This is a genomic window from Georgenia phoenicis (assembly GCF_047302425.1).
Classification (GTDB): domain Bacteria; phylum Actinomycetota; class Actinomycetes; order Actinomycetales; family Actinomycetaceae; genus Oceanitalea.
In genome coordinates, this window is the sequence record NZ_CP154855.1 from 509,511 (window position 1) to 531,911 (window position 22,401).

Annotated in this window: 25 protein-coding genes; 18 read left to right on the plus strand and 7 right to left on the minus strand. The window is 73.6% G+C overall.

The genetic code is table 11. The features are described from left to right. Nucleotides 1–9: 9 nt before the first annotated feature. Nucleotides 10–501 carry a pyridoxamine 5'-phosphate oxidase family protein gene (locus tag AA0005_RS02545; RefSeq protein WP_413451861.1) on the plus strand — a complete coding sequence of 164 codons (492 nt, stop codon included), beginning with the start codon at nt 10–12 and terminating at the stop codon, nt 499–501. Nucleotides 502–505: 4 nt separating this feature from the next. On the opposite strand, the gene AA0005_RS02550 is transcribed toward AA0005_RS02545, so the two are convergent. Next, on the minus strand, nt 506–859 hold the full coding sequence (locus AA0005_RS02550; RefSeq protein WP_413451862.1) for a VOC family protein: 354 nt from the start codon (nt 857–859) through the stop codon (nt 506–508). A gap of 81 nt (nt 860–940) precedes the next feature. On the opposite strand from AA0005_RS02550, the gene AA0005_RS02555 reads away from it, so the two are divergent. Together AA0005_RS02555 and AA0005_RS02560 are read left to right on the plus strand one after the other, a co-directional pair. Then, on the plus strand, nt 941–1,483 hold the full coding sequence (locus tag AA0005_RS02555) for a hypothetical protein (RefSeq protein WP_413451863.1): 543 nt from the start codon (nt 941–943) through the stop codon (nt 1,481–1,483). Then, nucleotides 1,480–2,025 carry a DUF1697 domain-containing protein gene (locus tag AA0005_RS02560; RefSeq protein ID WP_413451864.1) on the plus strand — a complete coding sequence of 182 codons (546 nt, stop codon included), beginning with the start codon at nt 1,480–1,482 and terminating at the stop codon, nt 2,023–2,025. Before AA0005_RS02555 ends, AA0005_RS02560 begins: the two co-directional genes overlap by 4 nt. Nucleotides 2,026–2,034: 9 nt before the next feature. On the opposite strand, the gene AA0005_RS02565 is transcribed toward AA0005_RS02560, so the two are convergent. The 3 genes from AA0005_RS02565 to AA0005_RS02575 are packed head-to-tail and all read right to left on the minus strand — an operon-like array spanning nt 2,035 to nt 4,726. Beyond that, nucleotides 2,035–2,856 (minus strand): ABC transporter permease, encoded by an 822-nt coding sequence (locus tag AA0005_RS02565; protein WP_413451865.1) that lies wholly within the window; start codon nt 2,854–2,856, stop codon nt 2,035–2,037. 1 nt (nt 2,857) lies between these two features. Next, nucleotides 2,858–3,895, minus strand: coding sequence for an aliphatic sulfonate ABC transporter substrate-binding protein (locus AA0005_RS02570; protein ID WP_413451866.1), 1,038 nt, complete (start codon nt 3,893–3,895; stop codon nt 2,858–2,860). 27 nt (nt 3,896–3,922) lie between these two features. Continuing rightward, nucleotides 3,923–4,726 carry an ABC transporter ATP-binding protein gene (locus tag AA0005_RS02575; RefSeq protein ID WP_413451867.1) on the minus strand — a complete coding sequence of 268 codons (804 nt, stop codon included), beginning with the start codon at nt 4,724–4,726 and terminating at the stop codon, nt 3,923–3,925. A 144-nt stretch (nt 4,727–4,870) separates the two neighbouring features. On the opposite strand from AA0005_RS02575, the gene AA0005_RS02580 reads away from it, so the two are divergent. Continuing rightward, nucleotides 4,871–5,362 carry a GrpB family protein gene (locus AA0005_RS02580; protein WP_413451868.1) on the plus strand — a complete coding sequence of 164 codons (492 nt, stop codon included), beginning with the start codon at nt 4,871–4,873 and terminating at the stop codon, nt 5,360–5,362. On the opposite strand, the gene AA0005_RS02585 is transcribed toward AA0005_RS02580, so the two are convergent. Next, complete coding sequence (locus AA0005_RS02585; RefSeq protein ID WP_413451869.1) at nt 5,349–6,101, minus strand: DinB family protein; 753 nt, start codon at nt 6,099–6,101, stop codon at nt 5,349–5,351. The genes AA0005_RS02580 and AA0005_RS02585 overlap by 14 nt on opposite strands. A 43-nt stretch (nt 6,102–6,144) precedes the next feature. On the opposite strand from AA0005_RS02585, the gene AA0005_RS02590 reads away from it, so the two are divergent. Continuing rightward, nucleotides 6,145–6,594, plus strand: a complete 450-nt coding sequence (locus AA0005_RS02590; RefSeq protein ID WP_413451870.1) for an NUDIX hydrolase — start codon at nt 6,145–6,147, stop codon at nt 6,592–6,594. On the opposite strand, the gene AA0005_RS02595 is transcribed toward AA0005_RS02590, so the two are convergent. Further along, entirely contained in the window at nt 6,584–7,975 is a 1,392-nt protein-coding gene (locus AA0005_RS02595; protein WP_413451871.1) for an APC family permease, read from the minus strand. The two genes, AA0005_RS02590 and AA0005_RS02595, sit on opposite strands and share 11 nt — an antisense overlap. Before the next feature lie 181 nt (nt 7,976–8,156). Here AA0005_RS02595 and AA0005_RS02600 point away from each other — a divergent pair, with 181 nt between their 5' ends. Then, on the plus strand, nt 8,157–9,419 hold the full coding sequence (locus AA0005_RS02600; RefSeq protein WP_413451872.1) for a hypothetical protein: 1,263 nt from the start codon (nt 8,157–8,159) through the stop codon (nt 9,417–9,419). Nucleotides 9,420–9,463: 44 nt separating this feature from the next. Here the strand turns inward: AA0005_RS02600 and AA0005_RS02605 are convergent, their stop codons facing one another. Further along, complete coding sequence (locus AA0005_RS02605; RefSeq protein WP_413451873.1) at nt 9,464–10,732, minus strand: alkaline phosphatase; 1,269 nt, start codon at nt 10,730–10,732, stop codon at nt 9,464–9,466. Nucleotides 10,733–11,010: 278 nt separating this feature from the next. Between AA0005_RS02605 and AA0005_RS02610 the strand changes: the two genes are divergently transcribed. The 12 genes from AA0005_RS02610 (at nt 11,011) to AA0005_RS02665 (ending at nt 22,364) form a co-directional block, all read left to right on the plus strand. Next, a complete protein-coding gene (locus AA0005_RS02610) occupies nt 11,011–11,925 on the plus strand; it encodes an ABC transporter ATP-binding protein (protein WP_413451874.1) in 915 nt (304 codons plus the stop codon). Then, a complete protein-coding gene (locus AA0005_RS02615; protein ID WP_413451875.1) occupies nt 11,922–12,743 on the plus strand; it encodes a hypothetical protein in 822 nt (273 codons plus the stop codon). The genes AA0005_RS02610 and AA0005_RS02615 overlap by 4 nt, the downstream gene beginning before the upstream one ends. Then, the gene (locus AA0005_RS02620) at nt 12,733–13,566 is read left to right on the plus strand and encodes a hypothetical protein (protein WP_413451876.1); all 834 of its coding nucleotides are present in this window, start codon (nt 12,733–12,735) and stop codon (nt 13,564–13,566) included. Before AA0005_RS02615 ends, AA0005_RS02620 begins: the two co-directional genes overlap by 11 nt. Nucleotides 13,567–13,606: 40 nt before the next feature. Then, a complete protein-coding gene (locus AA0005_RS02625) occupies nt 13,607–14,944 on the plus strand; it encodes a sensor histidine kinase (RefSeq protein WP_413451877.1) in 1,338 nt (445 codons plus the stop codon). Further along, complete coding sequence (locus tag AA0005_RS02630; protein WP_413451878.1) at nt 14,941–15,612, plus strand: response regulator; 672 nt, start codon at nt 14,941–14,943, stop codon at nt 15,610–15,612. Before AA0005_RS02625 ends, AA0005_RS02630 begins: the two co-directional genes overlap by 4 nt. A gap of 61 nt (nt 15,613–15,673) precedes the next feature. Next, complete coding sequence (locus AA0005_RS02635) at nt 15,674–16,900, plus strand: FUSC family protein (protein WP_413451879.1); 1,227 nt, start codon at nt 15,674–15,676, stop codon at nt 16,898–16,900. Between the two features lie 143 nt (nt 16,901–17,043). After that, nucleotides 17,044–18,897, plus strand: coding sequence for a molecular chaperone DnaK (dnaK, locus tag AA0005_RS02640; RefSeq protein WP_413451880.1), 1,854 nt, complete (start codon nt 17,044–17,046; stop codon nt 18,895–18,897). Then, nucleotides 18,894–19,523: a nucleotide exchange factor GrpE gene (locus AA0005_RS02645; protein ID WP_413451881.1), complete on the plus strand. Its 630-nt coding sequence runs from the start codon at nt 18,894–18,896 to the stop codon at nt 19,521–19,523. The genes dnaK and AA0005_RS02645 overlap by 4 nt, the downstream gene beginning before the upstream one ends. A gap of 78 nt (nt 19,524–19,601) precedes the next feature. Beyond that, the gene (locus AA0005_RS02650) at nt 19,602–20,582 is read left to right on the plus strand and encodes a DnaJ C-terminal domain-containing protein (protein WP_413451882.1); all 981 of its coding nucleotides are present in this window, start codon (nt 19,602–19,604) and stop codon (nt 20,580–20,582) included. Between the two features lie 19 nt (nt 20,583–20,601). After that, on the plus strand, nt 20,602–21,006 hold the full coding sequence (locus AA0005_RS02655) for a heat shock protein transcriptional repressor HspR (RefSeq protein WP_413451883.1): 405 nt from the start codon (nt 20,602–20,604) through the stop codon (nt 21,004–21,006). Nucleotides 21,007–21,029: 23 nt separating this feature from the next. After that, on the plus strand, nt 21,030–21,476 hold the full coding sequence (locus AA0005_RS02660) for a hypothetical protein (protein ID WP_413451884.1): 447 nt from the start codon (nt 21,030–21,032) through the stop codon (nt 21,474–21,476). A 54-nt stretch (nt 21,477–21,530) separates the two neighbouring features. Beyond that, nucleotides 21,531–22,364: a hypothetical protein gene (locus AA0005_RS02665; protein ID WP_413451885.1), complete on the plus strand. Its 834-nt coding sequence runs from the start codon at nt 21,531–21,533 to the stop codon at nt 22,362–22,364. Nucleotides 22,365–22,401 lie beyond the last annotated feature (37 nt).

Below are 22,401 nucleotides of genomic sequence, written 5' to 3' on the forward strand. Positions count from 1 at the left end.
AGGCCGCCGATGAGGGAGACCGCCGAGGAGGTCGCCGCGCTGCAGGCCCTCATGGACGCGTCCCACGGCCGCAGCACGAGCCACCTGCGCGAGATCGTCAGCGGCGATCGTCGCCTCACCGCCGAGCAAGTGCTCGCGCAGCTCACCGGGATGAAGGTGCTCAGCCTCGCCACCGTGACCGCCGCCGGCGAGCCACGCGTCAGCGCCGTCGACGGCCACCTCCTCCACGGGCAGTGGACCTTCGGCACCGACGGCCGAGCTGCGAAGGCGCGGCACCTCGCCGCGCGTCCCGCGGTGAGCGCCGCGCACGTCGACGGCGAGCGGCTCGGCGTCTTCTGCCACGGGCGGGCCGTGCGGCTGACGCCGCAGGACCCGCTGTGGGAGGAGACGATCGAGCACTGGACCGCGCACTACGGCTCGGACCCGACGACGTGGGGCGCGGACATCCGCATGTTTCGCATCGAGCCGACGTGGCTCGTCGGCTACGGCACCCTCGAGTAGGACTTCACACGTGGTCGGCCGTGGCCACGCAGAACTGGTTGCCCTGCGGGTCGGCGAGCGTCACCCACCGGAAGCTCTCGTCGCCGCGCCGCGCCACGAGGGTCGCACCGGCCGCCAGCAGGCGGTCGACCTCGGCGTCGAGGTCCTCGGCCACGAGGTCGAGGTGGATCCGGTTCTTCCCGGGCGTCGGGTCATCGACCTTCTGGAACGCCAGCCGCACGGGCAGGGTGCCACCCGCGACCATGACGAACCAGCCGTCGTTGCGCTCGACCACCTCCCCGCCGGTCTGCTCCGCCCACCAGGTGGCGAGGGAGTCCGCGTCGGTCGTGTCGAAGGTCACCATGCCCACCGTCATCATGGGGAGCACCGTAGTGCGGCGGAACCGGCCCGGTGGTGCATTCGCCGGATGACTTCCGGGTGACGGGTCTACTGTGCGGCCATGACGACGACGGAGCGTCCCGCTCGCACGGGCCGGGTGCGGTGGCGTGTCCTCGCCCCGGCGGTGCTGCTCGCGCTCGCCCTCGGAGCCTGGCTGTGGTGGTGGAGCCACCCGAGGGCCTTCGCGGACTACGGCGCGGGCCTCGGCGCCGTCGCCGAGATCGGTGAGACCAGGTACTTCGGCCTCGCCAACGCGCCGCGCGACCTCGAGATCCTCGAGGTGCGGCCGCTGGTGGCCTCCGACGGTGCGGACGCCACGGTGACCGCTGTGGTCTGCATGGGCGCGGAGGACAGGGGCGGGGTGGGGGTCGGTTCGCCCGAGATGGTCACCGAGGGCTGCCGCTCCGTGCGTGAGCCGGCAGGCCGCTTCACCCCTGACGACCAGCTTCTCGTCGAGGTCCGTGGCACCTCCGAGGGAACCGTCGTCGTCGACGGCGTCGTGGTCACCTACCGCGACGGCGCGCAGCGGGGGACGGAGGTGCTCGACGTCGACATCGGCGCGGGGTTCGGGCTCGGGATCGACATCGAGGACTTCGTGTGGTGACCGGCTACGCGGCCTTCTTGCGCGGGATCATGCCCTCGAACCCGGCGATGCGGAATGAGCGCCTGCGCGCCGTCTTCGAGGAGCTGGGCCTCGAGCGGGTCGCCTCCGTCCTCACGAGCGGGAACATCGTCTTCCACGCCCCCGCGCAGGACACCGCCGCCCTGGAGGAGCGGATCCAGGACGCCCTCCACGAGCGGCTCGGCATCCCGGGCGGCACGCTCGTGCGGACCGGGGAGGAACTGCGCGCACTCCTCGACTCCGACCCCTTCCCCGGGCTCACCCACGGGCGCGGCAGCTACCTCACGGTCGTGTTCCTCAAGCACCGGCCCACTGCCCCGGTGGAGCTGCCGGCGGACCCCGACCCCCGCACGTGCGTCATGGGCTACGACCCGGTGACCCGCGCGTTCCTCGCCGTCGTCGACAACAGCGACCCGGGCACGACGCCGGACTTCATGGCGTGGATCGGCCGGACCTACGGCAAGGACGTCACCGTGCGCACCTGGCTCACGGTTCAGCGCGTCACCCGGAAGGTCGAGGCCTGAGGCGGGTCCCTACCAGCGGCGGGCGAGGCGCCGCTCGACGAGGCCCAGCAGGCTGTCGGTGAGCTTGCCCAGCACGGCCAGGGAGATGATCGCGAGGAGGATCCGGTCGACCCGGCCGTTGTTCTGGGAGTCGGTGAGGAGGAAGCCCAGGCCCATCGAGGACGCGATGAGCTCGGCGGCGACGAGGAACAGCCACGCCTGTGCGAGCGCCAGCCGCATCCCGGCCGCGACCGCCGGCGTCACCGCGGGCAGCTGCACCCGCGTCAGCAGGCCCACCCCGCGGTAGCCGTAGGCGCGCCCGACCTCGACGAGCTGCGGGTCCACGTGCCGCAGAGCGGAGGCCACCGTCGTGTAGACGGGGAAGAAGGCGCCGATGGCGATGAGGACGACCTTGGAGTCCTCGTTGATGCCGATCCACAGGATGAGCAGCGGCACCCAGGCGAGGGAGGGGACGGCGCGCAGCGCCCCCACGGTCCCGGCCAGGAGCGTGTCTGCCCAGCGGGACAGGCCGATGAGCGCTCCCGCCACGAGGCCGACGACGGCGCCACCGGCGAAGCCGAGGAGCACCCGCTGCGTCGAGATCGCCACGTGCGTCCACAGCGTGCCGTCGGCCGCGAGCTCCGCCCCGGCCGTCCACACCGCCGCGGGCGAGGGCAGCTGGTACGGCGCGAAGACGCCGGTGACGGCGGTGAGCAGGTGCCACAGGGCGAGGATCGCGAGGGGGACGGCGACGACGGCGAGCGTGCGCCAGCGTGCGGTTCCGACGGGGGAGGGTGCCGCCGTCGTCGTCGGCACGTCCGTGGCGGCGCGGGGGACCGTGAGGGTGGCCATGTCAGTCCTCCGGCTCGGTGATGGTCGTGGCGTCGGCCTGCCGGGCCCAGGTGTCGTCGATGAGCTCCTCGAGGGCGGTGTCGATCTGCTCCTGGGAGGTGACGTCGCCGGTCTCGACGAAGATCGGGCCGACGACCTCGAGGACCGCGCGCTGCGCGTCGCCCGGGACGGCGTCGATGCCGAGGTTGGTGCGCTCGAGCACCACCTTCTCGGCGACGGCGGGCTCGATGCCGGCGACGTCGGCGAGGATCTCCACCGTCTCCTCGGGGTTCTCCGCCGCCCACTCCCTGGCCTTCTCGTAGGCGTCGACGACGACCTGCGCGAGATCCGGGGAGGTCTCGAGGAAGTCCTCGGTGGCGTTGAGGAAGCCGTAGGTGTTGAAGTCGACGTTCCGGTAGAGCAGCCGGGAGCCGGTGTTGAGCTCCGTGTCGGCCATGATCGGGTCCAGGCCCGCCCACGCGTCGACCGCGCCGTTCTCCAGGGCCACCCGGCCGTCGGCGTGCTGGAGGTTCTGCACCTCGACGTCGGCGATGTCGACGCCGTGCTCCTCGAGGCTCTGGACGAGGAAGAAGTAGGGGTCGGTGCCGCGGGTGGCGGCGACGGAGCGCCCGGCGAGGTCCTCCACGGAGGTGATGTCGGAGTCCGCGGGCACGACGATCGCCGACCACTCGGGCTGGTCGTACAGGGCGATCGTGTGGATCGGGGCCCCGTTGGCACGGGCGAGCAGGGCGGCCGAGCCGGCGGTCGAGGCGATGTCGGCGGCCCCCGAGCGGAGCAGCTCGTTGGCCTTGTTCGAGCCGGCGGACTGCACCCACTCGACCGTGACGTCCGGGCCGAGGGTGGCCTCGAGCCACCCCTGCTCGCGGATGATCAGGCTGAGCGGGTTGTACGTGGCGAAGTCGACGGTCAGGGTGTCGGCGCTCCAGGCGCCCTCCCCGCCGTCGTCGTCGGCGACGGCGGAGCCCTCCCCGGCCACGCAGCCGGACAGGAGGAGGGCGCCGACGGCGAGGGCGGCGGCGTAGGTGGGGGTGCGGGTCATGGGCGGTGCCTTCCGGGTGGGTGGTGCTCAGGCGTGGTGGGTGTCGACGCCGAGGCCCTCGAGCAGCTCGGCACGCAGACGGGCGAGCTCGGCGCTCGCGCGGTCACGGGGGCGGGCGCCGGGGACGTCGACGACGGCCTGGACGGTGCTCGCCCCGCCCGGGCCGGGGCCGAGGAGGACGACGCGGTCGGCGAGGTAGAGCGCCTCCTCGACGTCGTGCGTCACGAGGAGCACGGTCGTGGGCTCGGCGGCGTGCAGGTCGAGGAGCAGGTCCTGCATGTTGAGGCGGGTGAGGGCGTCGAGGGCGCCGAAGGGCTCGTCGAGGAGCAGGACGCCGGGGCGGCGGGCGAGGGCGCGGGCCAGGGAGGCGCGCTGCGCCATCCCGCCCGACACCTGGCGGGGGCGGTCCTCGGCGCGGTCCCCGAGGCCGACGAGCTCGAGGAGCTCGGCGACCCGCTCCGCCCCGGCGGCGCGGTCGGTGCCGCGGGGCAGGCCGAGAGCGACGTTCTGGCGCAGGGTCCGCCACGGCAGCAGGCGCGGCTCCTGGAAGGCGAAGGCGCAGCGCGGGTCCGCCCCGCTGACCGCGGTGCCGGCGATGGTGATCCGGCCGCCGGTGGGGGAGTCGAGCCCGCACACCTGGCGTAGGAGCGTGGACTTCCCGCAGCCGGAGGCGCCGAGCAGCGCGACGATCTCCCCGGCGCGGACGGACAGGTCGATCCCGGTGAGCACCGTGCGGGGCGCCTGGCCCGGCCGCCGCGGCGCGAAGGTCCGGGTGACGCCCGACAGCTCGACGGCGTGGGCGGGGTGCTCGCGGACGGCGGTGATGGTCATGGGGGCTCCTCGGGGGTGGTCGGCTCGACGCTAGGAGCGGGCGTCGGGCCCGACAACGGTCCGACCGGGACGTCCCACAGTCCGGTATGTCGGACGCCTTCGTCTCACTCCTCGGCCACCACGGGGTACTGCCAGGATGAGCGCATGGACGAGGAACGGGCGGTGACGCTGGTGCCGAGCCGGCACGAGGAGTGGCGCCTGCGCTACGCCGAGCTCGCCCGCCGGCTCTCCGCGCTGCTCCCCGCCGCCCGCCTCGAGCACATCGGCTCCACGGCGGTGCCGGACCTGCCCGCCAAGGACGTCGTCGACGTGCTCGTCGGCGTGGACACGGCCGACGTCGTGGCGGTGGCCCGCCGGCTGCGGGCCGAGGGGCTCGACCTCGAGGGCGAGCTCGCCCACCACTGCTGGCTCAGCCTCCCGGACCGGCGCTCGCGGACGTTCGTCGTCCACGTCGTCGAGCACGGCGGACGGGCGTGGGCCCGGCGCATTGCCTTCCGGGACCTGCTGCGGAGCGACGCGGACGCGCGCGAGCGCTACCTCCGGGTGAAGCGGGCCGCCGCGCGGGAGGCTGCCGGCTGGGACGACTACACCCGGGCCAAGTCCGAGGTCGTCGCCGAGCTGCTCACGCGGACGTAGTCAGGGCATCGAGGTCGCGCACAGCGTAGCGGTGGTGCTCCCACTCCTCCTCGAGGATCGTCCGCAGGCAGGAGAGCACGGTCTCCTCGTACTGGGGCGCGTGCGGGTTGCGGCGCGGCGCGGCCAGCTCCTCCGCCGTCACGTCGTTCAGGTACGCACGTACCAGAGCCTGCCGGTCGGCTCGTGCAGCCAGGACCTCCTCGAACGTCGGGGTGCCCGACGAGAACTCCGAACCGTCGAAGGCGGCGGTGCCGCCGTCGTCGTCGTTCGGCAGCCCGACGGAGTGGAAGGGGTGCTCGCGCTCGAGGACCGCTCGGCCGAGCCAGGTGTCGGTGGCCATGACGAGGTGGCGAAGGGTCTGCGCGAAGGACCACTCGCCGTCGACCGACCGGTCCACCGTGCCGGCGGGCATCGCGACGGCGCGCGCGACCGTGGCCGCCCACGTCTCCTCGAGCGCCGCCCACGCGCGGCGCAGGCCCTCCGGGTCCGCGGCCCGGCGCCGCTCGCGCCCCGGGAAGCGCCGGTCGAGCTCGGCGTCGACGAGCGGCACGACGTCGACGCTGTTGACGAGGAAGGTGCCGCCGTCCTCGAGCAGCCAGGGGGAGTCGACCTCCATCCCGGCGACGTCACTGCCGCGCACGACGACGCCGCTCAGGTCGCAGCCGACGAACCGCGAGCCGCGCAGGCTGCGGCCGCGAAACGTACGCCCGCTCAGGGGCTCGGGCTCGTTCCCGTCCACGAGAAGACCTTGGCACGGCACGCCGGCGCCGTACAGTCTCCGGGTGCACTTCACCGAGTACGACACCCGCCTCGCCGCCTACGCCGTCCTCGTCAACGAGGCCGACGAGATCCTGCTGACCTGGTTCAACGGCGGCACCGACGGCGGCCGGCCGGGCTGGTCGCTGCCCGGCGGCGGCGTCGAGTACGCGGAGGCCGTCGAGGACGCGGTGCTCCGCGAGGTCTACGAGGAGAGCGGCTACGAGATCGAGCTCGGGCCGCTCCTGGCCATCGACCACCACACGGCACCCGCCAGCGGGCGCTTCCCGCGCCCCTACCGGTCCCAGCGCTTCCTCTTCCGCGCGAGCGTCGTCGGCGGGCAGCTGGGGACCACCGAGGTCGGCGGGACGACCGACTTCGCCCGCTGGGTGCCGCTGGCCGACTTCCCGCTCGCCGAGCACACTGCCGACATCGTCGAGCTCGCCGTGCGGCGCCTGGACGAGCTCAGTCGCTGACGGCGCCCGGCTCGAGCGGCGGCCGGCCACGCCGGTAGAAGGCCCAGGTGAGCAGCCACAGGACCAGGCCGATGGCGATGAGGCCACCGGCGATCTGGTACTCGATGGGGTCCTGCGCCCACGGGCCGACGAGGAAGGCGCAGGTGAGCGCCCCGACGTAGGGCAGCACCCGCGGCGCGCGGAAGTGCTCGCGGTCCACCGGCCGGCGGCGCAGCACGATCGCCGCGACGTTGACCACCGTGAACACGGCCAGCAGGAGCAGCGCCGTCGTGCCGCCCAGGGCGGTGACGGTCTCGTCGCCGGCCACCTGCGTCACTCCCCAGATGAGCCCGAAGGCCAGGAGCGTGGTGAAGACGATGGCCGCCCACGGCGAGCGCCGGCCGGGCAGCACCTTCCCGAGCACGGGAGGGAGCACCTCGTGCTGCGCCATCCCGTAGATGAGCCGGCTGGCCATCATGAGGTTGATGAGCGCGGTGTTGGCGACGGCGAACATCGACAGGAAGGGGTAGATCGTGTCGACGGGCAGGTCGGGGGCACCGCGACGGACCACCTCGAGCAGCGGCGTCGTGCTGTCCGCGAGCTCACCGACCGGCACGATGGCGACGGCGGTGATCGACACGAGCACGTAGATGAGCGCTGTCAGGCCGAGGCCGGTGAGCATGACCCGCGGGAAGGTGCGCACGGGGTCCTTGGTCTCCTCGGCCATGTTGACCGAGTCCTCGAAGCCGACCATCGAGAAGAAGGCCAGCGCCGTCGCCGAGGTCAGTGCGAGGAAGACGGTCTTGTCCTCGCTCGTCTCGAAGACCGCGGCCCGCCCGAAGTCGACGTCGCCCTGGGACATCGCCCACAAGCCGATGGCGATGACGATGAGGAGGCCGGTGAGCTCGACGAGCGTGAGGACGACGTTGAAGACGAGCGACTCCGTCACCCCGCGCAGGTTGACGAGGGCGAGCAGGGTGATGAAGGCGAGCGCGATCAGGGTGACGCCGCCCTGCCCCCAGTCGAGCCCGAAGCCGACGATGAAGTTCTCCGCGAGGAACTTCGCGGCCGTCGACGCCGACGTGAGGCCCGAGCTGAGGACGGCGAAGGTGACGAGGAAAGTGAGGACGTGGATGCCGAAGGCCTTGTGCGTGTACAGGGCGGCGCCCGCCGCCTGCGGGTACTTCGTCACGAGCTCGAGGTAGGAGAAGGCGGTGACGGTGGCGACGGCGAAGGCGAGGAGGATGGCGGCCCACCCCGCGCCGCCCACCTCGGCGGCGACCTGACCCGTGAGCGCGTAGACGCCGGTGCCGAGGATGTCCCCGACGATGAAGAGGAGGAGCAGCTTGGGGCCGATGGCCCGCTTGAGGTCCGGCTCGCCGCTCGCCGTCGAAGTGCTCATCCCACGTCCCTCCTGGACCCGGCGTCCCCGCGGGACGTCTCGTGCCGGAAGGGTCGTCCCAGGGGAACGGGCGCGCAACCGGAGACCTTCCCCCGGTAGGCCCGGCGGTTCTACCCTTGCCCCGTGGGCCTGTGCCCATCCGGGAGGCCCGCGACCACCTCGAGCGAGAGGGGAAGCGACGATGCGCTCCTCGACTGGCACCATCCATCGGCTCGGCACCGCTGCCGTCGTCGTCGTTCTCTCCGCCATGGGCCTCGCGGGCGCGGCGCAGGCGAAGGGCGGCGAGGTCGGCGGGTCGGGCCCCGACTACTACCTCACCAACACGGCGACCGGGGCCGGGGCCACCCGTGTCGGCTACGGCCTGGCGGGTGACCGCGCCTACGTGGGCGACTGGGACGGCGACGGCGTCGACACCCTGGCCGTCCGGCGCGCCAGCACCTTCTACGTCCGCAACTCCGTGTCCGCCGGCCCGGCGGACCGCGTCTTCGCCTACGGGCGCGCCGACGACGAGGTCTACGTCGGTGACTGGGACGGCGACGGCACCGACACCCTGGCCGTGCGCCGGGGCAACATGTACCACGTGAGGAACAGCCTCACGGGTGGTGCCGCCGAGCTCAGCTTCGCCTACGGCAGCGCCCACGACGTCGTCCTCGTCGGCGACTGGGACGGCGACGGCACGGACTCCCTGGCGGTACGCCGTGGGAGGAGCTACCACCTGAGGAACAGCCTGAGCGCGGGTCCCGCGGACCGGGTGGTCGACTACGGCCGGGTCTCCGACCGGGTGCTCGTGGGCGACTGGGACGGCGACGGCGACGACACCCTCACGGTGCACCGCGGCAGGACCTACCTGGTGAAGAACGCCCTGACCGGCGGCCCGGCGGACCGGGAGCTGGCCTTCGGCCGGGAGGCCGACGCCGCCTTCGCGGGGGACTGGGACGGCAACACCATCGACACCCTCGGCGTGCGCCGCGGGGCGTGCACCGACCCGGGGACGACGGAGAACCAGTCCTCGGGCCGTGACCCCCTGCTCCGGATGAGCACCGTCACCGGGTCCGCGCTCTCGGTGGCGCCCCTCCCGTGCGTGGAACGGGTGGTGCTCGAGTTCCGCGGCTCCGACGCGCCGCCCGGGTGGCAGGCGGCCTACGTCGACCTCATCCGCAACGAGGAGTCGGGCCAGTCGGTACAGCCACCCTTCGCCGCGGGTGCCTTCCTCCACGTGACGTTCGCGGCCTGGTTCACCGGTGAGCCGGCGGGTAGGCCGCCGTTCATGGGTCCCGACCGGCTGGTCCTGCGGGAGGGGTACGACGCACTGCGGGACGTCCGGGTGCTCGGTGGCTTCGAGGGCATCAGCGACATCGGCATCGGGCTCGACGAGGTGCGCCCCTACCGGGTGACCTGGCTGCGCGACCCGGTGCGGCTGGTCGTCGACGTCTACACCGGCTGACACGAGCGGGGCGGCGGCCGGTGCGGCCGCCGCCCCGCCGTCCGTCAGCGGCGCCGCAGCCGCATCGCCTCGAGCACGAGGTCGTGGATGTCGGTGTTGTCACGGACGTCGACCATCGCGTCCGCACCCGGCCCCTCGGCGCTCGCCGGGGTGGCCGCACCGGTGTGCCCGCCCGTCGTCCAGTCGATCGTGAACGTGAGGTCCGTCCCGGCGAGGGTGAAGGGCCCCTCCTCGGCCTGCTCGCCCTCGCCCGACTCGTCCTCGTCGTCGACGAGCTCGATCGCCAGCCCACCGGTCTCGTGGTCCCCGACGACGACGATGAGCGTGTTCCCGTGGCGCGCGGCGAAGTCGCGGGCCAGGGCCACGGTCTCGTCGAGCTCCCGGCCGGCGGCGATCATCTCCGCGGCGTGGCCGTGGTGGGCCATCTCGTCGATGCCCTCCTCCTCGATGACGAGGAAGAAGCCGTCACGGTCGCGGGAGAGCACCTCGAGGGCCTTGTCCGCCATCGCGGTGAGCGGGACGGCGGGCTCGTAGAGCGGCGCCGCCGGGCCGACGTGCTCGAACATCTCCTGGTTGGCGAAGAGCCCGAGCAGGCGCCGTCCGTCCGCCGCCGCGAGCTCCTCGGCGTCGGTCACGTACTCGTAGCCCAGCCGCTGGGCCCGGGCGACGAGGTTGCCGGCCGTCCCCCTGCTTCCCTCGCTCGGGTCGGTCTCCGGGTTGTCCGGCCACGCGCCCTCCGTGCCGGCCGGGTACCACCAGTCCTCACCGCCGCCGAGGATGACCTCCGGCTTGCTGTTCTCGAGGTACTGGCGCGCGATCTCGCTCTGGTTCGCGCGGTCGGTCACGTGCGAGCCGAAGGACGCCGGCGTCGCGTCGGTGACCTGGGAGGTCGTGACGAGCCCGGTCGACTTCCCGGCCCGCTCGGCCCGCTCGAGGAGCGTCGGCACCGGGTTGCCGGCGAGGTCGACGGCGATCGCCCCGTTGTAGCTCCGTACCCCGGTGGCGAAGGCCGTGGCGCCGGCGGCGGAGTCGGTGACGACCTCCTCCGGGTCCGCGGGGTCCGTCTGCGTCCAGCCCTGGTAGTGCAGCTCGTTCATCGTGAGCTCGCCCTCGCGACCGACCGTCGCGAGGCGCACGGCCTCGCGGTGGGCGATGCCCATGCCGTCCCCGACCAGGACGATGACGTTCTGGGCGCGGTCGCGGCCGTGGCCGTGGCCGTGGCCGCCGCCCCTCCGGTCGCCCTCCCCGCCCTGGACGGCGGCACCCGCGCCACCCGCCAGGACGAGCGCCAGTGTTGCCCCAAGTACTCGCACAGCACCGTGTCTACGCACTCTCACCACTCCCCGTGACTCTGCGCCGCCCCCGCGGTCACGCCCCCTGTGGTCATGACGGGGCTGGCGCCGGACGCGCACACGCTACGCCCGGCGTGGCCACCCGGCCACGGCTGGGAGGAGACGCCGACCTGTCCCTCCTCCCCGGGGAGGAGGGGACGGGCCGGCCGATCTCGTCGCCGCGGACGATCCCCTCCGGCTCCGCCGCTCCTAGCGTCGAGGGTGTCGCCGGTGCCGCCGGTGGGAACTGGAGAGATGACATGATCGAGGTGACCCAGCTGACGAAGCGCTACGGCGCGACGACGGCGGTGGACGACCTGAGCTTCACCGTGCGGCCGGGCACGGTGACCGGCTTCCTCGGCCCGAACGGTGCCGGGAAGTCCACGACGATCCGCATGGTCGTCGGCCTGGAGGCACCGACGTCGGGCTCCGCCACGGTGAACGGGCAGCGCTACGCGCAGCTGCGCGCGCCGCTGCAGGAGGTGGGCACGATGCTCGACGGACGCAACGCCCACCCGGGCCGGACGGCGCTCGGGCACCTGACCGGCCTGGCCCGTACCCACGGGATCGGCCGGGCGCGCGTGGACCAGGTCATCGGGCTCGCGGGCCTCGAGTCCGTCGCCCGGCGCCGGGTCGGCACCTTCTCGCTCGGCATGGGCCAGCGGCTCGGCATCGCCGCCGCCCTGCTCGGCGACCCCGCCACCCTCATCCTCGACGAGCCGGTCAACGGGCTCGACCCGGACGGTGTGCTGTGGATCCGCCACCTCCTGCGCGCTCTCGCGGCCGAGGGGCGCACCGTGCTCCTGTCCTCCCACCTCATGAGCGAGCTGGCGGAGACCGCCAGCCGCGTCGTCGTCATCGGCCAGGGCCGGCTGCTGGCGGACGAGGACATCGACACCCTCGTCGCCGCCACGGCACGGGCCGGGGTGGTGCGGGTGCGCGCGACCGACGCGTCGGCGCTGGCGCACGCGCTCGAACGCCGCGGGGCGTCGGTGACCCTCGAGGAGGGCAGGGTGCTCGAGGTGGCCGGCAGCGACGCGGGCGCCGTCGGTGCGCTCGCGGCCGGCCTCGGGATCACGCTGCTCGAGCTGTCCACCGTGTCCGGCACGCTCGAGGACGCCTACCTGGGCCTCACGGCCGGTGCGGTGCAGTACCGCGGGGAGGTGGCCCGATGAGCGCCGTCGCCGCCCTGCCCGCCGCTGTCGGCCTGCCGGCGCGGCCGGGGCCGACCTTCGCCCGCGTCCTCGCCGCGGAGTGGGGCAAGGCCTGGGGGCTGCGCTCCACCCGCTGGGCGGTGGCCGTCATGGTGCTGCTCACCGCCGGCATCTCCTTCCTCGGGGGCATGGACTCCGCCGTCGGGGCCGATGGGTACGGCAGCCTCGCCTATTTCGTCACGAGCACCCTGGTGGTCACGCAGTACCCGCTCCTGCTGCTCGGCGTCCTCCTCGGCAGCGGCGAGCTGTCCAGCCGCAGCGCCGGGCCGACCTTCGTCGCCCTGCCCACCCGCACGCCGGTGGTCCTGGCGAAGGCTCTCGTCACGACGGCGGTCGCCGCCCTCACCGCGGCCGCGACCCTCGCCCTCACGGCCGTCGCCGTCCTCGTGACCCCGCTCGGCCAGGAGCTGGCGACCGGGCTCACCGCGGAGACGACGCGGATGTGGCTCGGGTCGGGCAGCTACCTCGTCGCCGCCACCGTGTTCTGCTTCGGCCTGGGCACGCTCCTGCGACGCAGCTCCACCGCCGTCGTCGTCGCCTTCGTCGTCTTCGCCGTCGAGATCGCGCAGGTCGCCCTGCCGGAGGCGGTGCGGTCCGTCGTCGCCTTCCTGCCCGGCCACGCCAGCACGCTCGTCACCTCGACGGACGGCTTCGTCGACCTGCTGCGCGACATCGGCGAGCTTCCGGTGGGGCCGTGGGCGAGCGTCGCGGTCACCGGGGTGTGGGCGCTCCTCGCGGTGGTCGCGGCGGTGGCCGCGGTGCGGGCCCGTGATGTCTGAGCGGGCGGCGCCGGCCGTCATCCTGCCGGGGCCGGTGGGGCTGCCCGCCAGACCGGGGGTCACCTTCCCCCGGGTCCTGCGGGCGGAGCTGGGCAAGGCCGTGACCCTGGCGTCCACCCGTTGGGGGGTCGTCGCCGCCGTGGGCGTCCACGCCGCGATCGCCGGCTTCGTCGCGTACAACGCGCGCTACGCGGTGGACGCCGCGCCGCCGAGCCTGCTCGACCTGCTCACCCTCGGCCTCGCGGCCACCCAGCTCGCCGTGCTCGTCCTCGGGGTCCTCGTCGCCGCGGCGGAGTACCCGAGCGGTGCGGCGCGCACGACCTTCCTCGCGGTCCCGCGCCGGCTGCCGGTGCTCGCCGCCCAGGCGGTCGCCACGGTGCTCCTCGGGGCCCTGACGGCGGTCGCGGCGCTGGGGGTCACGCTCCTCGCCGTGCTGCCCTTCCGGGCGGACCTCGCCCTCGACCTGTCCGACCCGCAGGCACCGCGCATGCTCGGTGGGTTCCTCCTCTACCTCGTGGCGGTAGCACTCCTCGGCCTTGCCCTCGGGACCCTCGCGCGAACCCCCGCCGCCGGGCTGGTCGCCGGGGTGGGGCTGGTCTTCCTCCTCGAGCAGCTCGCCCAGCTCGTCGGTCCGCCGTGGCTGGTGGCGGTGCTGCCGGGCTGGGCGGGCCGACTCGTCGCGGCCTCGGACGCGGGTGCCGCCGCGCAGGCCGCCGAGGCAGGGGTGACCCTCACGCCGTGGGGCGGGCTGGGGATCATGGCGGCGTGGGTGCTCGCGCTCCTCGCCGCCGCCGCGGTCCGGCTGCGACGCAGCGGTGTCTGAGGCGGCGCCCGGCGGGGACACAGCCTGGCACACTCGGGGCGTGACAGTCGACGGGGCCCGGGCGCGGGTCGAGCGGGTGCGGCGGACGCTCGCCGAGCGCCCGGACCTCGCCGACCGGCTCGTCTGGCAGGGCTACCTCGTGGCCGCGCTCCTCATGACCGGGGTGTACCTGGTCCCGGGCGTCATCTGGTACCCCCACCCCCCGGGGTCACGGGGCGCGCTCACCGTCGCCGCGGTCACCGCGGGCACCGGCCTGCTCGGGGCCCTCGCGCTGCGGCGGCGGCGCCGGCGCCCGGTGTGGACGGTGGCGGTGACGGCGGCGCTCGCGGTCCTCAACCTCGCCTGGGTCGGCGCCCCGGGCGCCACCGTGCTCGGCACGGCGCTGGCCGTCCACGCGCTCGCTGCGACCTGGCCGCCCGTGCGGACGTGGCCGGCCGTCGTCGGTGCCGTCGTCGCCGTCAGCGGCGCCACGTTCTTCGGGCTCAGCCTCCACCTGTGGGCCGTCGTCATCGGCCTGCAGAACGTCACCGCACCGGACTACCCTCCGGGGCCCCTGCTGCCGCACGAGTGGAGCGGCACGGGCCGGGCGCTCCTCACGAGCCACGACAACCGGGTCTTCGAGGCCACGCTCTACGCCCTCCTCCTCGTCAGCGCCGTCGTCGCCGGGCTCAATCTGCGCAGCAGGCGGCAGCGCGAGGCCGCGGCGCGGGCGCAGGAGGAGGCACAGGTCCGCGAGCACCGCCAGGACCTCCTCATGGCCCGCAGCGCCGAGCGCACGACCATCGCCCGCGAGGTCCACGACGTCGTCGCCCACAGCATCTCCGTCATGGTCGCTCTCGCCGACGGCGCCACCGCCGTCGCGCCCCGGTCGCCCGAGCAGGCGCACGAGGCGATGCGGGAGGTCTCCGCGACCGGCCGCAGCGCGCTCGCGGACATGAGGCGGGTGCTCGCCGCACTGGACGAGACCGCCCCCGACCCCGCCGATGAGACGGCGGACCTCGCCGCCATGGTCGAGCGGTTCCGCGCGGCCGGCCTGCCCGTGGTGGCCGCCGACCTCGACGCCGACCTTGCCGGCCCGGTCGCGCTCGCGACCCGGCGGATCGTCGGCGAGGCGCTCACCAACGCCCTGCGGCACGCGCCCGGCACCCCGCGCGTCGACCTCACGCTCCGCCGCACGGCCACCGCCGTGGAGATCGAGGTGCTCGACGACGGCCCCCGCGGCACCGCACCGGAGACGCCGACCTCCGGGAGCGGCCGCGGCCTGGTCGGCATCCGCGAGCGGGCGGCGATCCTCGGTGGCAGTGCCACGGCCGGGCCGCGGCCCGGCGGCGGCTGGCGCGTCGCCGTCACCCTGCCGGTGGACGGAGGACAGCGATGACGACGATCCTGCTCGTCGACGACCACGCCCTGCTCCGCAAGGGCTTCCGCATGGTGCTCGAGGCGGAGGCCGACCTCGAGGTGGTCGGGGAGGCCGGGGACGGCGTCGTCGCCGTCCAGCAGGTCGCCGCCCTCGCGCCCGACGTCGTCCTCATGGACGTGCGGATGCCCGGCGGCGACGGGATCGAGGCGACCCGGCGCATCGTCGCGGCGCACCCCGGGACCCGGGTGCTCGTCCTCACGACCTTCGACCTCGACGAGTACGCCTTCGGGGCCCTGCGCGCCGGGGCCAGCGGCTTCCTCCTCAAGAACGCCGAGCCGGCCGAGCTGGTCCGCGCGGTCCGGGCGGTCGCCGCCGGGGACGCCGTCGTCGCGCCGCGGGTCACCCAGCTGCTCCTCGAGCGGTTCTCCGACCAGCTCCACACCCGCCCGGAGGAGGCGGACGGGCGGCACGACCCGCGGCTGGACGCGCTCACCCCCCGGGAGCTCGAGGTGCTGCGGCTCGTCGCCGCCGGCAGGTCGAACCTCGAGATCGCCGAGGACCTCGTCCTGTCCACCACGACCGTCAAGACCCACACCGGCAACCTGCTCGCCAAGCTCGGCCTGCGGGACCGGGTGCAGCTCGTGATCTTCGCCTACGAGAGCGGGCTGGTGCGCGCCGGGGACTGAGGTGCGGGGTCACCGCCCGCTTGTACGCTGTCGGGGACCAACCTGCGTCGTGGGGGTGGCCATGCCTGAGTCTTCCGGCGAGCGCGTCACGCGGCGCCGGTTCCGTCCGTTCCGGGGGCGGGTGCTGCCGTCGTGGTTGCTGCCGCTCCCGCTGCGGCCGCTCCTCGCGTGGGTGGCGCGGCTGACGGCCGCCTCGGTCGTGGCCTACCTCCTGACGGTGTGGCTGCTCGACGGGCCCATCGACCTTACCGGCGCCCTCACCGCGCTCCTCGTGGTCCAGGCCTCGGCGTCGGCGAGCCTGCAGATGGGCGTCGTGCGGGTGGGCGCCGTGCTGACCGGCGTGCTGGTGGCGGTCACGCTCTCGTCCTGGGTGGGACTGACCTGGTGGAGCCTGGGAGTGGCGATCGCGCTCGCCCTGCTGCTCGCCGCGATCCTGCGGCTCGGCGACCAGCGGCTGGAGACGGCGATCAGCGCCATGCTCATCCTCGGGACCGCCGGCCCGGACGGCCGGGACATCGCGGCGGAGACCCGAGTGCTGACGACGCTCATCGGCGCGGGCGTGGGGATGGCGTTCAACCTCCTCCTGCCGCCACCGGTGCCCTTCCGCGCCGCGGTCACCGACGTGCGGAACATCGCGGCCAGCCAGGCGGCGTGCCTGCGGGCCGCCGCCGCGTCGATGGCGCAGCGGCCGATCACCAAGGGCGCGGTGGGCCTGTGGCTGGACCAGGCACGCGCCGTCGCCCACGCGATGGCCCGCACGGAGGTGGCGATCAGCACGGTCACCGACCTGCGGCGCTTCAACCCCCGGGCGATCCGCACCCCCGAGGTGGAACCGGTCCTGCGGGCCGGCCTGGACGCCCTCGAGCGCTCGCTGCTCGCCATCCGCGCCCTCTTCGCCACGATGTTCACCGAGGCCCCCGAGTACGAGACGCCCGATGACGGCTACGGCGAGCAGGTCCGCCCCGCGTTCGCCGTCCTCCTCGGTCACCTCGCGGACTCCCTGGACGCCTTCGGTGCGCTCGTCGAGGCGGAGGCCGAGAGCTCGGAGGCCGGGGTGAAGCGGAACCTGGCCGAGAGCCTCGACGTCGCCGGTGAGGCCCGCGCCATCCTCACCGAGCTGCTGCTCGTCGACCCGCGGGAGGAGACCGGCCTGTGGCTCCTGCGCGGCTCGATCCTCTCCGCCGTCGACCACGTCCTCGACCCGCTGCAGCTCGAGGACCGCGCCCGGATCCTGGAGAAGGCGCGCAAGCCACGTCCGATGGCCGCCCGTAGCCGTCGTCGGGAATAGATCCACGTCCGTAGGACTTGAGCCCAGTAGACTCAAGTTCGCCCCCGCCAAGTTGACATGTCGGCGGGGACGCGCAGACTTGAGTGTGGACGACTCAAGGGCCGGAACCTCCCGACCCGCGCACTAGGACAGGAGAACGACACATGGCACGAGCGGTCGGAATTGACCTGGGCACCACGAACTCGGTGGTCGCCGTCCTCGAGGGTGGCGAGCCCACCGTCATCGCGAACGCCGAGGGCGCACGCACGACGCCGTCGGTGGTCGCCTTCAGCAAGTCCGGCGAGGTGCTCGTCGGTGAGGTCGCCAAGCGCCAGGCGGTGACCAACGTCGACCGGACCATCACCTCGGTCAAGCGTCACATGGGAACCGACTGGACCACCTCGATCGACGACAAGAAGTACACCGCGCAGGAGATCTCCGCGCGCGTCCTCGGCAAGCTCAAGCGCGACGCCGAGCAGTACCTGGGCGAGACCGTGACCGACGCGGTCATCACCGTCCCCGCCTACTTCAACGACGCCGAGCGTCAGGCGACCAAGGACGCCGGCCAGATCGCCGGCCTCAACGTCACCCGCATCGTCAACGAGCCCACCGCCGCCGCCCTCGCCTACGGCCTGGAGCGCGGCAAGGAGGACGAGCTCATCCTCGTCTTCGACCTCGGTGGCGGCACCTTCGACGTCTCCCTCCTGGAGATCGGCAAGGACGACGACGACTTCTCCACCATCCAGGTGCGCGCCACCAACGGTGACAACCGCCTCGGTGGTGACGACTGGGACCAGCGGATCGTCGACTGGCTCGTCAGCCAGGTGAAGAACAAGGACGGCATCGACCTGTCCAAGGACAAGATCGCCCTTCAGCGGCTGCGTGAGGCCGCCGAGCAGGCCAAGAAGGAGCTCTCCTCGACGACGAGCACCAACATCTCGCTGCAGTACCTGTCGATGAGCGAGAACGGCCCCATCCACCTGGACGAGAAGCTCACCCGGGCCCAGTTCCAGGAGATGACCAAGGACCTCCTCGACCGCACCAAGGCCCCCTTCCAGGCGGTCATCAGCGACGCCGGGATCTCGGTCTCGGACATCGACCACGTCGTCCTCGTCGGTGGCTCCACCCGCATGCCCGCCGTCACGGACCTCGTCAAGGAGCTGACCGGCGGCAAGGAGCCCAACAAGGGCGTCAACCCGGACGAGGTCGTCGCCGTCGGCGCGGCCCTCCAGGCCGGCGTCATCCAGGGTGACCGCAAGGACATCCTCCTCATCGACGTCACCCCGCTGTCCCTCGGCATCGAGACCAAGGGCGGCGTGATGACCAAGCTCATCGAGCGCAACACCGCGATCCCGACCAAGCGCTCGGAGGTGTTCTCCACCGCCGAGGACAACCAGCCCAGCGTCCTCATCCAGGTCTTCCAGGGTGAGCGTGAGTTCGCCCGGGACAACAAGCCGCTGGGCACCTTCGAGCTCACCGGTATCGCCCCGGCGCCCCGCGGTATGCCGCAGATCGAGGTCACCTTCGACATCGACGCCAACGGCATCGTCCACGTGTCCGCCAAGGACCGCGGCACGGGCCAGGAGCAGTCGATGACCATCACCGGCGGCTCGGCCCTGCCGAAGGACGAGATCGACCGCATGGTCAAGGAGGCCGAGGCGCACGCCGCCGAGGACAAGAAGCGGCGCGAGGAGGCCGAGGCCCGCAACACCGCCGAGCAGCTCGTCTACTCGACCGAGAAGCTCCTGACGGACAACGCGGACAAGCTCCCCGAGGACGTCTCCAGCGAGGTCCGCTCCGCCGTCGACGACCTCAAGAAGGCGCTCGAGGGCGACGACGTCGCCGAGATCACCGCCAAGCAGCAGGCGCTGACGACCGTCTCGCAGAAGATCGGCGAGGCCCTCTACGCCCAGCAGCAGAGTGCCCCGCAGGACGCTCCCGCCGCGGGTGAGGCGCCGGCCGGTGCGGACGAGGACGTCGTCGACGCCGAGATCGTGGACGAGGACGAGACCAAGTGACCGAGGAGAACCCCCAGGCACAGGGCCCGCCCGAGGGCGAGCCGGTCAAGCCCGTCGTGCGCGACAAGCGCCGCATCGACCCGGAGACCGGGAAGGTGCGCGAGGCGTCGCCCGCCGAGGACGCTCCCGCCGAGGAGGCTCCGCCCGAGGACACCGAGCAGCCCCAGGACGGCCTCCTGGCCGCTGCCAAGGCGGAGGCCGCCGACCTCAGCGAGCAGCTCGCCCGCCGCAACGCCGACCTGTACAACCTCCAGCAGGAGTACAACGGCTACGTGCGCCGCTCCAAGGCCGCTGCCTCCGAGCAGCGCGCCGCGGGGCAGGCCGAGGTGGTCGAGGCGCTCCTCGGCGTCCTCGACGAGATCGAGCTGGCCCGCCAGCACGGCGACCTCACCGGCCCGCTCGGTGCGACCGCCGAGAAGATGGAGGGCACCCTCGCGCAGCGCTTCGGCGTCGAGCGCTTCGGTGCCCCCGCCGAGGAGTTCGACCCCGAGCTGCACGACGCGCTCATGAGCACGCCGGACCCGGAGGCGACGTCGACGACGATCGCCCAGGTCATGCAGCCCGGCTACCGGATGGGTGAGAAGGTGCTGCGCGCCGCCCGCGTCGCGGTGACCAGCCCCGAGTAGCGAACAGGTGCCGGCCCCGTCCCCCGGGGCGCGGCCGGCACCGTCCCCACGACCCGACGACGAAGGAGGTGAGGCCCGGTGACCGGCCAGGACTGGATCGAGAAGGACTTCTACAAGACGCTCGGCGTCTCCAAGGACGCCGACGACGCGGCGATCAAGAAGGCGTACCGCAAGCTCGCCCGGGACCTCCACCCCGACCGGAACCCCGGTGACGCCTCCGCCGAGAGCCGGTTCAAGGACGTCGGCGAGGCCTTCTCGGTGCTCTCCGACCCCGAGCAGCGCAAGCAGTACGACGCCATCCGCGCGATGGCCGGCGGCGGTGCGCGCTTCTCCGCCGGCAGCGGCGGCCCCTCCGGCGGTGCCGGCTTCGAGGACCTCTTCGGCGGCATGTTCGGCGGCGGCGGTGGCCGCACCCGCTTCTCCACCGGCGGTGGCGGCGGCTTCGAGGACATCCTCCAGGACATGTTCTCCGGCGGCGGGGGCGGCGGCTTCGGCTCGCGCCGCACCCCCCAGCGCGGCGGGGACATCACGACGAGCGCGACCCTGCCCTTCCGCAACGCGGTCGAGGGCTCGACGGTCCAGCTGACGACCAACGGCCGCTCGATGAACGTGCGCATCCCCGCCGGCGTCAACGACGGCCAGAAGATCCGCCTGCGCGGCAAGGGCCAGCCCGGCCGCGGGGGCGGGGAGCCCGGCGACATGGTCGTCACCGTCCACGTCGAGCCCCACCCCGTCTTCACGATGGACGGCCTCAACCTCAAGGTCACCGTGCCGGTGACCTTCGCCGAGGCCGCGCTCGGCGCCACCATCGAGGTGCCGACGATCTCCGGGGACACGGTGCGGGTCAAGGTGCCCGCGGGTACGCCGTCCGGCCGGACCCTGCGGGTCAAGGGCCGCGGCGTCGACACCCCCAAGGGCACCGGCGACCTGCTCGTCACCGTCCAGGTGGCCGTCCCCAGCCACCTGCCCGCGGACGCCCGCAAGGCCGTCGAGGCCTTCGCGGCCGCGACGGCGGGGGAGGACCCGCGCGCCGACCTCAGGGCCCGCGCGGCACGCTGACGCACGAGAGGAGAGCGTGATGGACATCGACGACGACGCACCCCTCTACGTCATCTCCGTGGCCGCCGAGCTCGCGGGGATGCACCCGCAGACGCTGCGCCAGTACGACCGGCTCGGCATCGTCACGCCGCAGCGCGCCCGCGGCCGGGGCCGGCGCTACTCCCGGCGCGACGTCGACTCGCTGCGCGAGGTCCAGCGCCTGTCCCAGGACGAGGGCATCAACCTCGCCGGGATCCGCCGGATCATCGAGCTCGAGCGCGAGCTCCGCCGCACCCGTGACGAGCTTCAGCGGCTGCGTGCCTTCACGACGGCCCGGGTCTTCGCCGCGGACCCCTCCGGGGAGGTCAGTGAGCTCGCGCCGGGCCGCCGCCCCCGCCGCTCCGGGGGCGCGCTCGTCGTCTGGCGCCCGCCCTACCGCGGCTGACCGTGACCCGGCACACTGGGGACATGGCCGACGACGACGTCCTGCGCCAGCTGCACGCCACCGGCGCGGCCCTCGGCCGTCCGCCCGAGCCCGTGCCGGAGGCCGACCCGTGGGAGCCGGACGACCCCCTCGACCCGCGCAGCGCCGTCGTCGTCGTCTTCCCCGGACCACCCGGGATCCGCGTCCGCCTCCACGACGACGGCGAGGACGCCGTCCAGCTCGACACCTACGTCACCTTCGACGTGCCACGGCGCCACACGGTCGCCGTCCTCCGTGCGCTGCTCTCGGGGGAGGGGGCCTACACGCGTGTGCCGGGCGGCGTGGTCGGCGCGATCTCGCGCCGGCTCGGGCTCGAGCTGGTCGAGGAGCTCGTGGTCGACGTGCCGGGCGCGACCTACGCCCAGGCGGTGCCCTGGGCGCCGGCCAGCCCGCTCAACGGCTGGCTCGCCGGGCTGCCCCGGCGGCCGTGAGGGCCGACCTGGCATGCTAGGTGCTGCGCCGCACCCAGACGAGAAGGAGCCGAGATGACTGCGAACGACGGCGGACCGGACGAGCCCCGCTACGGGCGACGCCTGCCCGAGGGCCAGCAGCCGCCGTCGACGCCGCCGACCTACGGGCAGCAGGACCCCTACGGCCAGCAGCCCGGTGGGTACGGCCAGCAGCAGGGCGGTTACGGGCAGCCCGGTGCTTACCAGCAGGGTGGGTACGGCCAGCAGGGTTACGGGCAGCAGCCCGGGTACGGCCAGCAGCCCGGGTACGGCCAGCAGGGCTACGGTCAGCCCGGCGGCTACGGCTACGGGCCGGGGCCGAGCGGCCCGCCGCCCAGGCGCACCGGCCCGGTCGTCATGATCGTCGTGTCCGCGATCGCCATGGTCGCGGCGCCGGTCATCGGCTTCCTCATCGGCATCGCCTCGATCGTCGACTCGGTCGAGGGCATGGCGGACGGCGCCCAGGTCGCCAACGGCGGGTCCACCGACCTGCAGGCCGACACCGACTACGTCATCTACTTCGACAGCTCGACGGTCGACGCCAGCCAGATCGAGTGCACGATCACCGGCCCGGGCGGCCAGGACATCGCCACGACCCCCGACACCTTCGGCCTCGACGTTCCGGACGCGGCCGTGGGCCTCGGCTTCACGACGGCGCAGGCCGGCGACCACACCGTCGACTGCGACCTGCCCCAGGGCGTCAGCTCGACGCTCCTCATCGGGCCGCCCCTCGACATCTCCGACCTCACGGGCATCGGGATCGCGCTCCTCGTCGGCCTGGCGGTCGGCTTCGTCGCCTTCATCCTGCTCATCGTCGGCATCGTCTGGCTCGTGCGCGTCAACAAACGCATCCGCACCGGCCAGTACTGAGACCAGCGAAGCCGGCCCCCGCGGGGGCCGGCTTCGT

What these genes read in the sequence shown, in the direction of transcription:
- AA0005_RS02545 (WP_413451861.1), top strand. Translation starts at nt 10, where the DNA reads ATGAGGGAGACCGCCGAGGAGGTCGCCGCGCTGCAGGCCCTCATGGAC.
- AA0005_RS02550 (WP_413451862.1), bottom strand. Translation starts at nt 859, where the DNA reads ATGATGACGGTGGGCATGGTGACCTTCGACACGACCGACGCGGACTCC.
- AA0005_RS02555 (WP_413451863.1), top strand. Translation starts at nt 941, where the DNA reads ATGACGACGACGGAGCGTCCCGCTCGCACGGGCCGGGTGCGGTGGCGT.
- AA0005_RS02565 (WP_413451865.1), bottom strand. Translation starts at nt 2,856, where the DNA reads ATGGCCACCCTCACGGTCCCCCGCGCCGCCACGGACGTGCCGACGACG.
- AA0005_RS02570 (WP_413451866.1), bottom strand. Translation starts at nt 3,895, where the DNA reads ATGACCCGCACCCCCACCTACGCCGCCGCCCTCGCCGTCGGCGCCCTC.
- AA0005_RS02575 (WP_413451867.1), bottom strand. Translation starts at nt 4,726, where the DNA reads ATGACCATCACCGCCGTCCGCGAGCACCCCGCCCACGCCGTCGAGCTG.
- AA0005_RS02580 (WP_413451868.1), top strand. Translation starts at nt 4,871, where the DNA reads ATGGACGAGGAACGGGCGGTGACGCTGGTGCCGAGCCGGCACGAGGAG.
- AA0005_RS02595 (WP_413451871.1), bottom strand. Translation starts at nt 7,975, where the DNA reads ATGAGCACTTCGACGGCGAGCGGCGAGCCGGACCTCAAGCGGGCCATC.
- AA0005_RS02600 (WP_413451872.1), top strand. Translation starts at nt 8,157, where the DNA reads ATGCGCTCCTCGACTGGCACCATCCATCGGCTCGGCACCGCTGCCGTC.
- AA0005_RS02610 (WP_413451874.1), top strand. Translation starts at nt 11,011, where the DNA reads ATGATCGAGGTGACCCAGCTGACGAAGCGCTACGGCGCGACGACGGCG.
- AA0005_RS02615 (WP_413451875.1), top strand. Translation starts at nt 11,922, where the DNA reads ATGAGCGCCGTCGCCGCCCTGCCCGCCGCTGTCGGCCTGCCGGCGCGG.
- AA0005_RS02630 (WP_413451878.1), top strand. Translation starts at nt 14,941, where the DNA reads ATGACGACGATCCTGCTCGTCGACGACCACGCCCTGCTCCGCAAGGGC.
- AA0005_RS02635 (WP_413451879.1), top strand. Translation starts at nt 15,674, where the DNA reads ATGCCTGAGTCTTCCGGCGAGCGCGTCACGCGGCGCCGGTTCCGTCCG.
- dnaK (WP_413451880.1), top strand. Translation starts at nt 17,044, where the DNA reads ATGGCACGAGCGGTCGGAATTGACCTGGGCACCACGAACTCGGTGGTC.
- AA0005_RS02655 (WP_413451883.1), top strand. Translation starts at nt 20,602, where the DNA reads ATGGACATCGACGACGACGCACCCCTCTACGTCATCTCCGTGGCCGCC.
- AA0005_RS02660 (WP_413451884.1), top strand. Translation starts at nt 21,030, where the DNA reads ATGGCCGACGACGACGTCCTGCGCCAGCTGCACGCCACCGGCGCGGCC.
- AA0005_RS02665 (WP_413451885.1), top strand. Translation starts at nt 21,531, where the DNA reads ATGACTGCGAACGACGGCGGACCGGACGAGCCCCGCTACGGGCGACGC.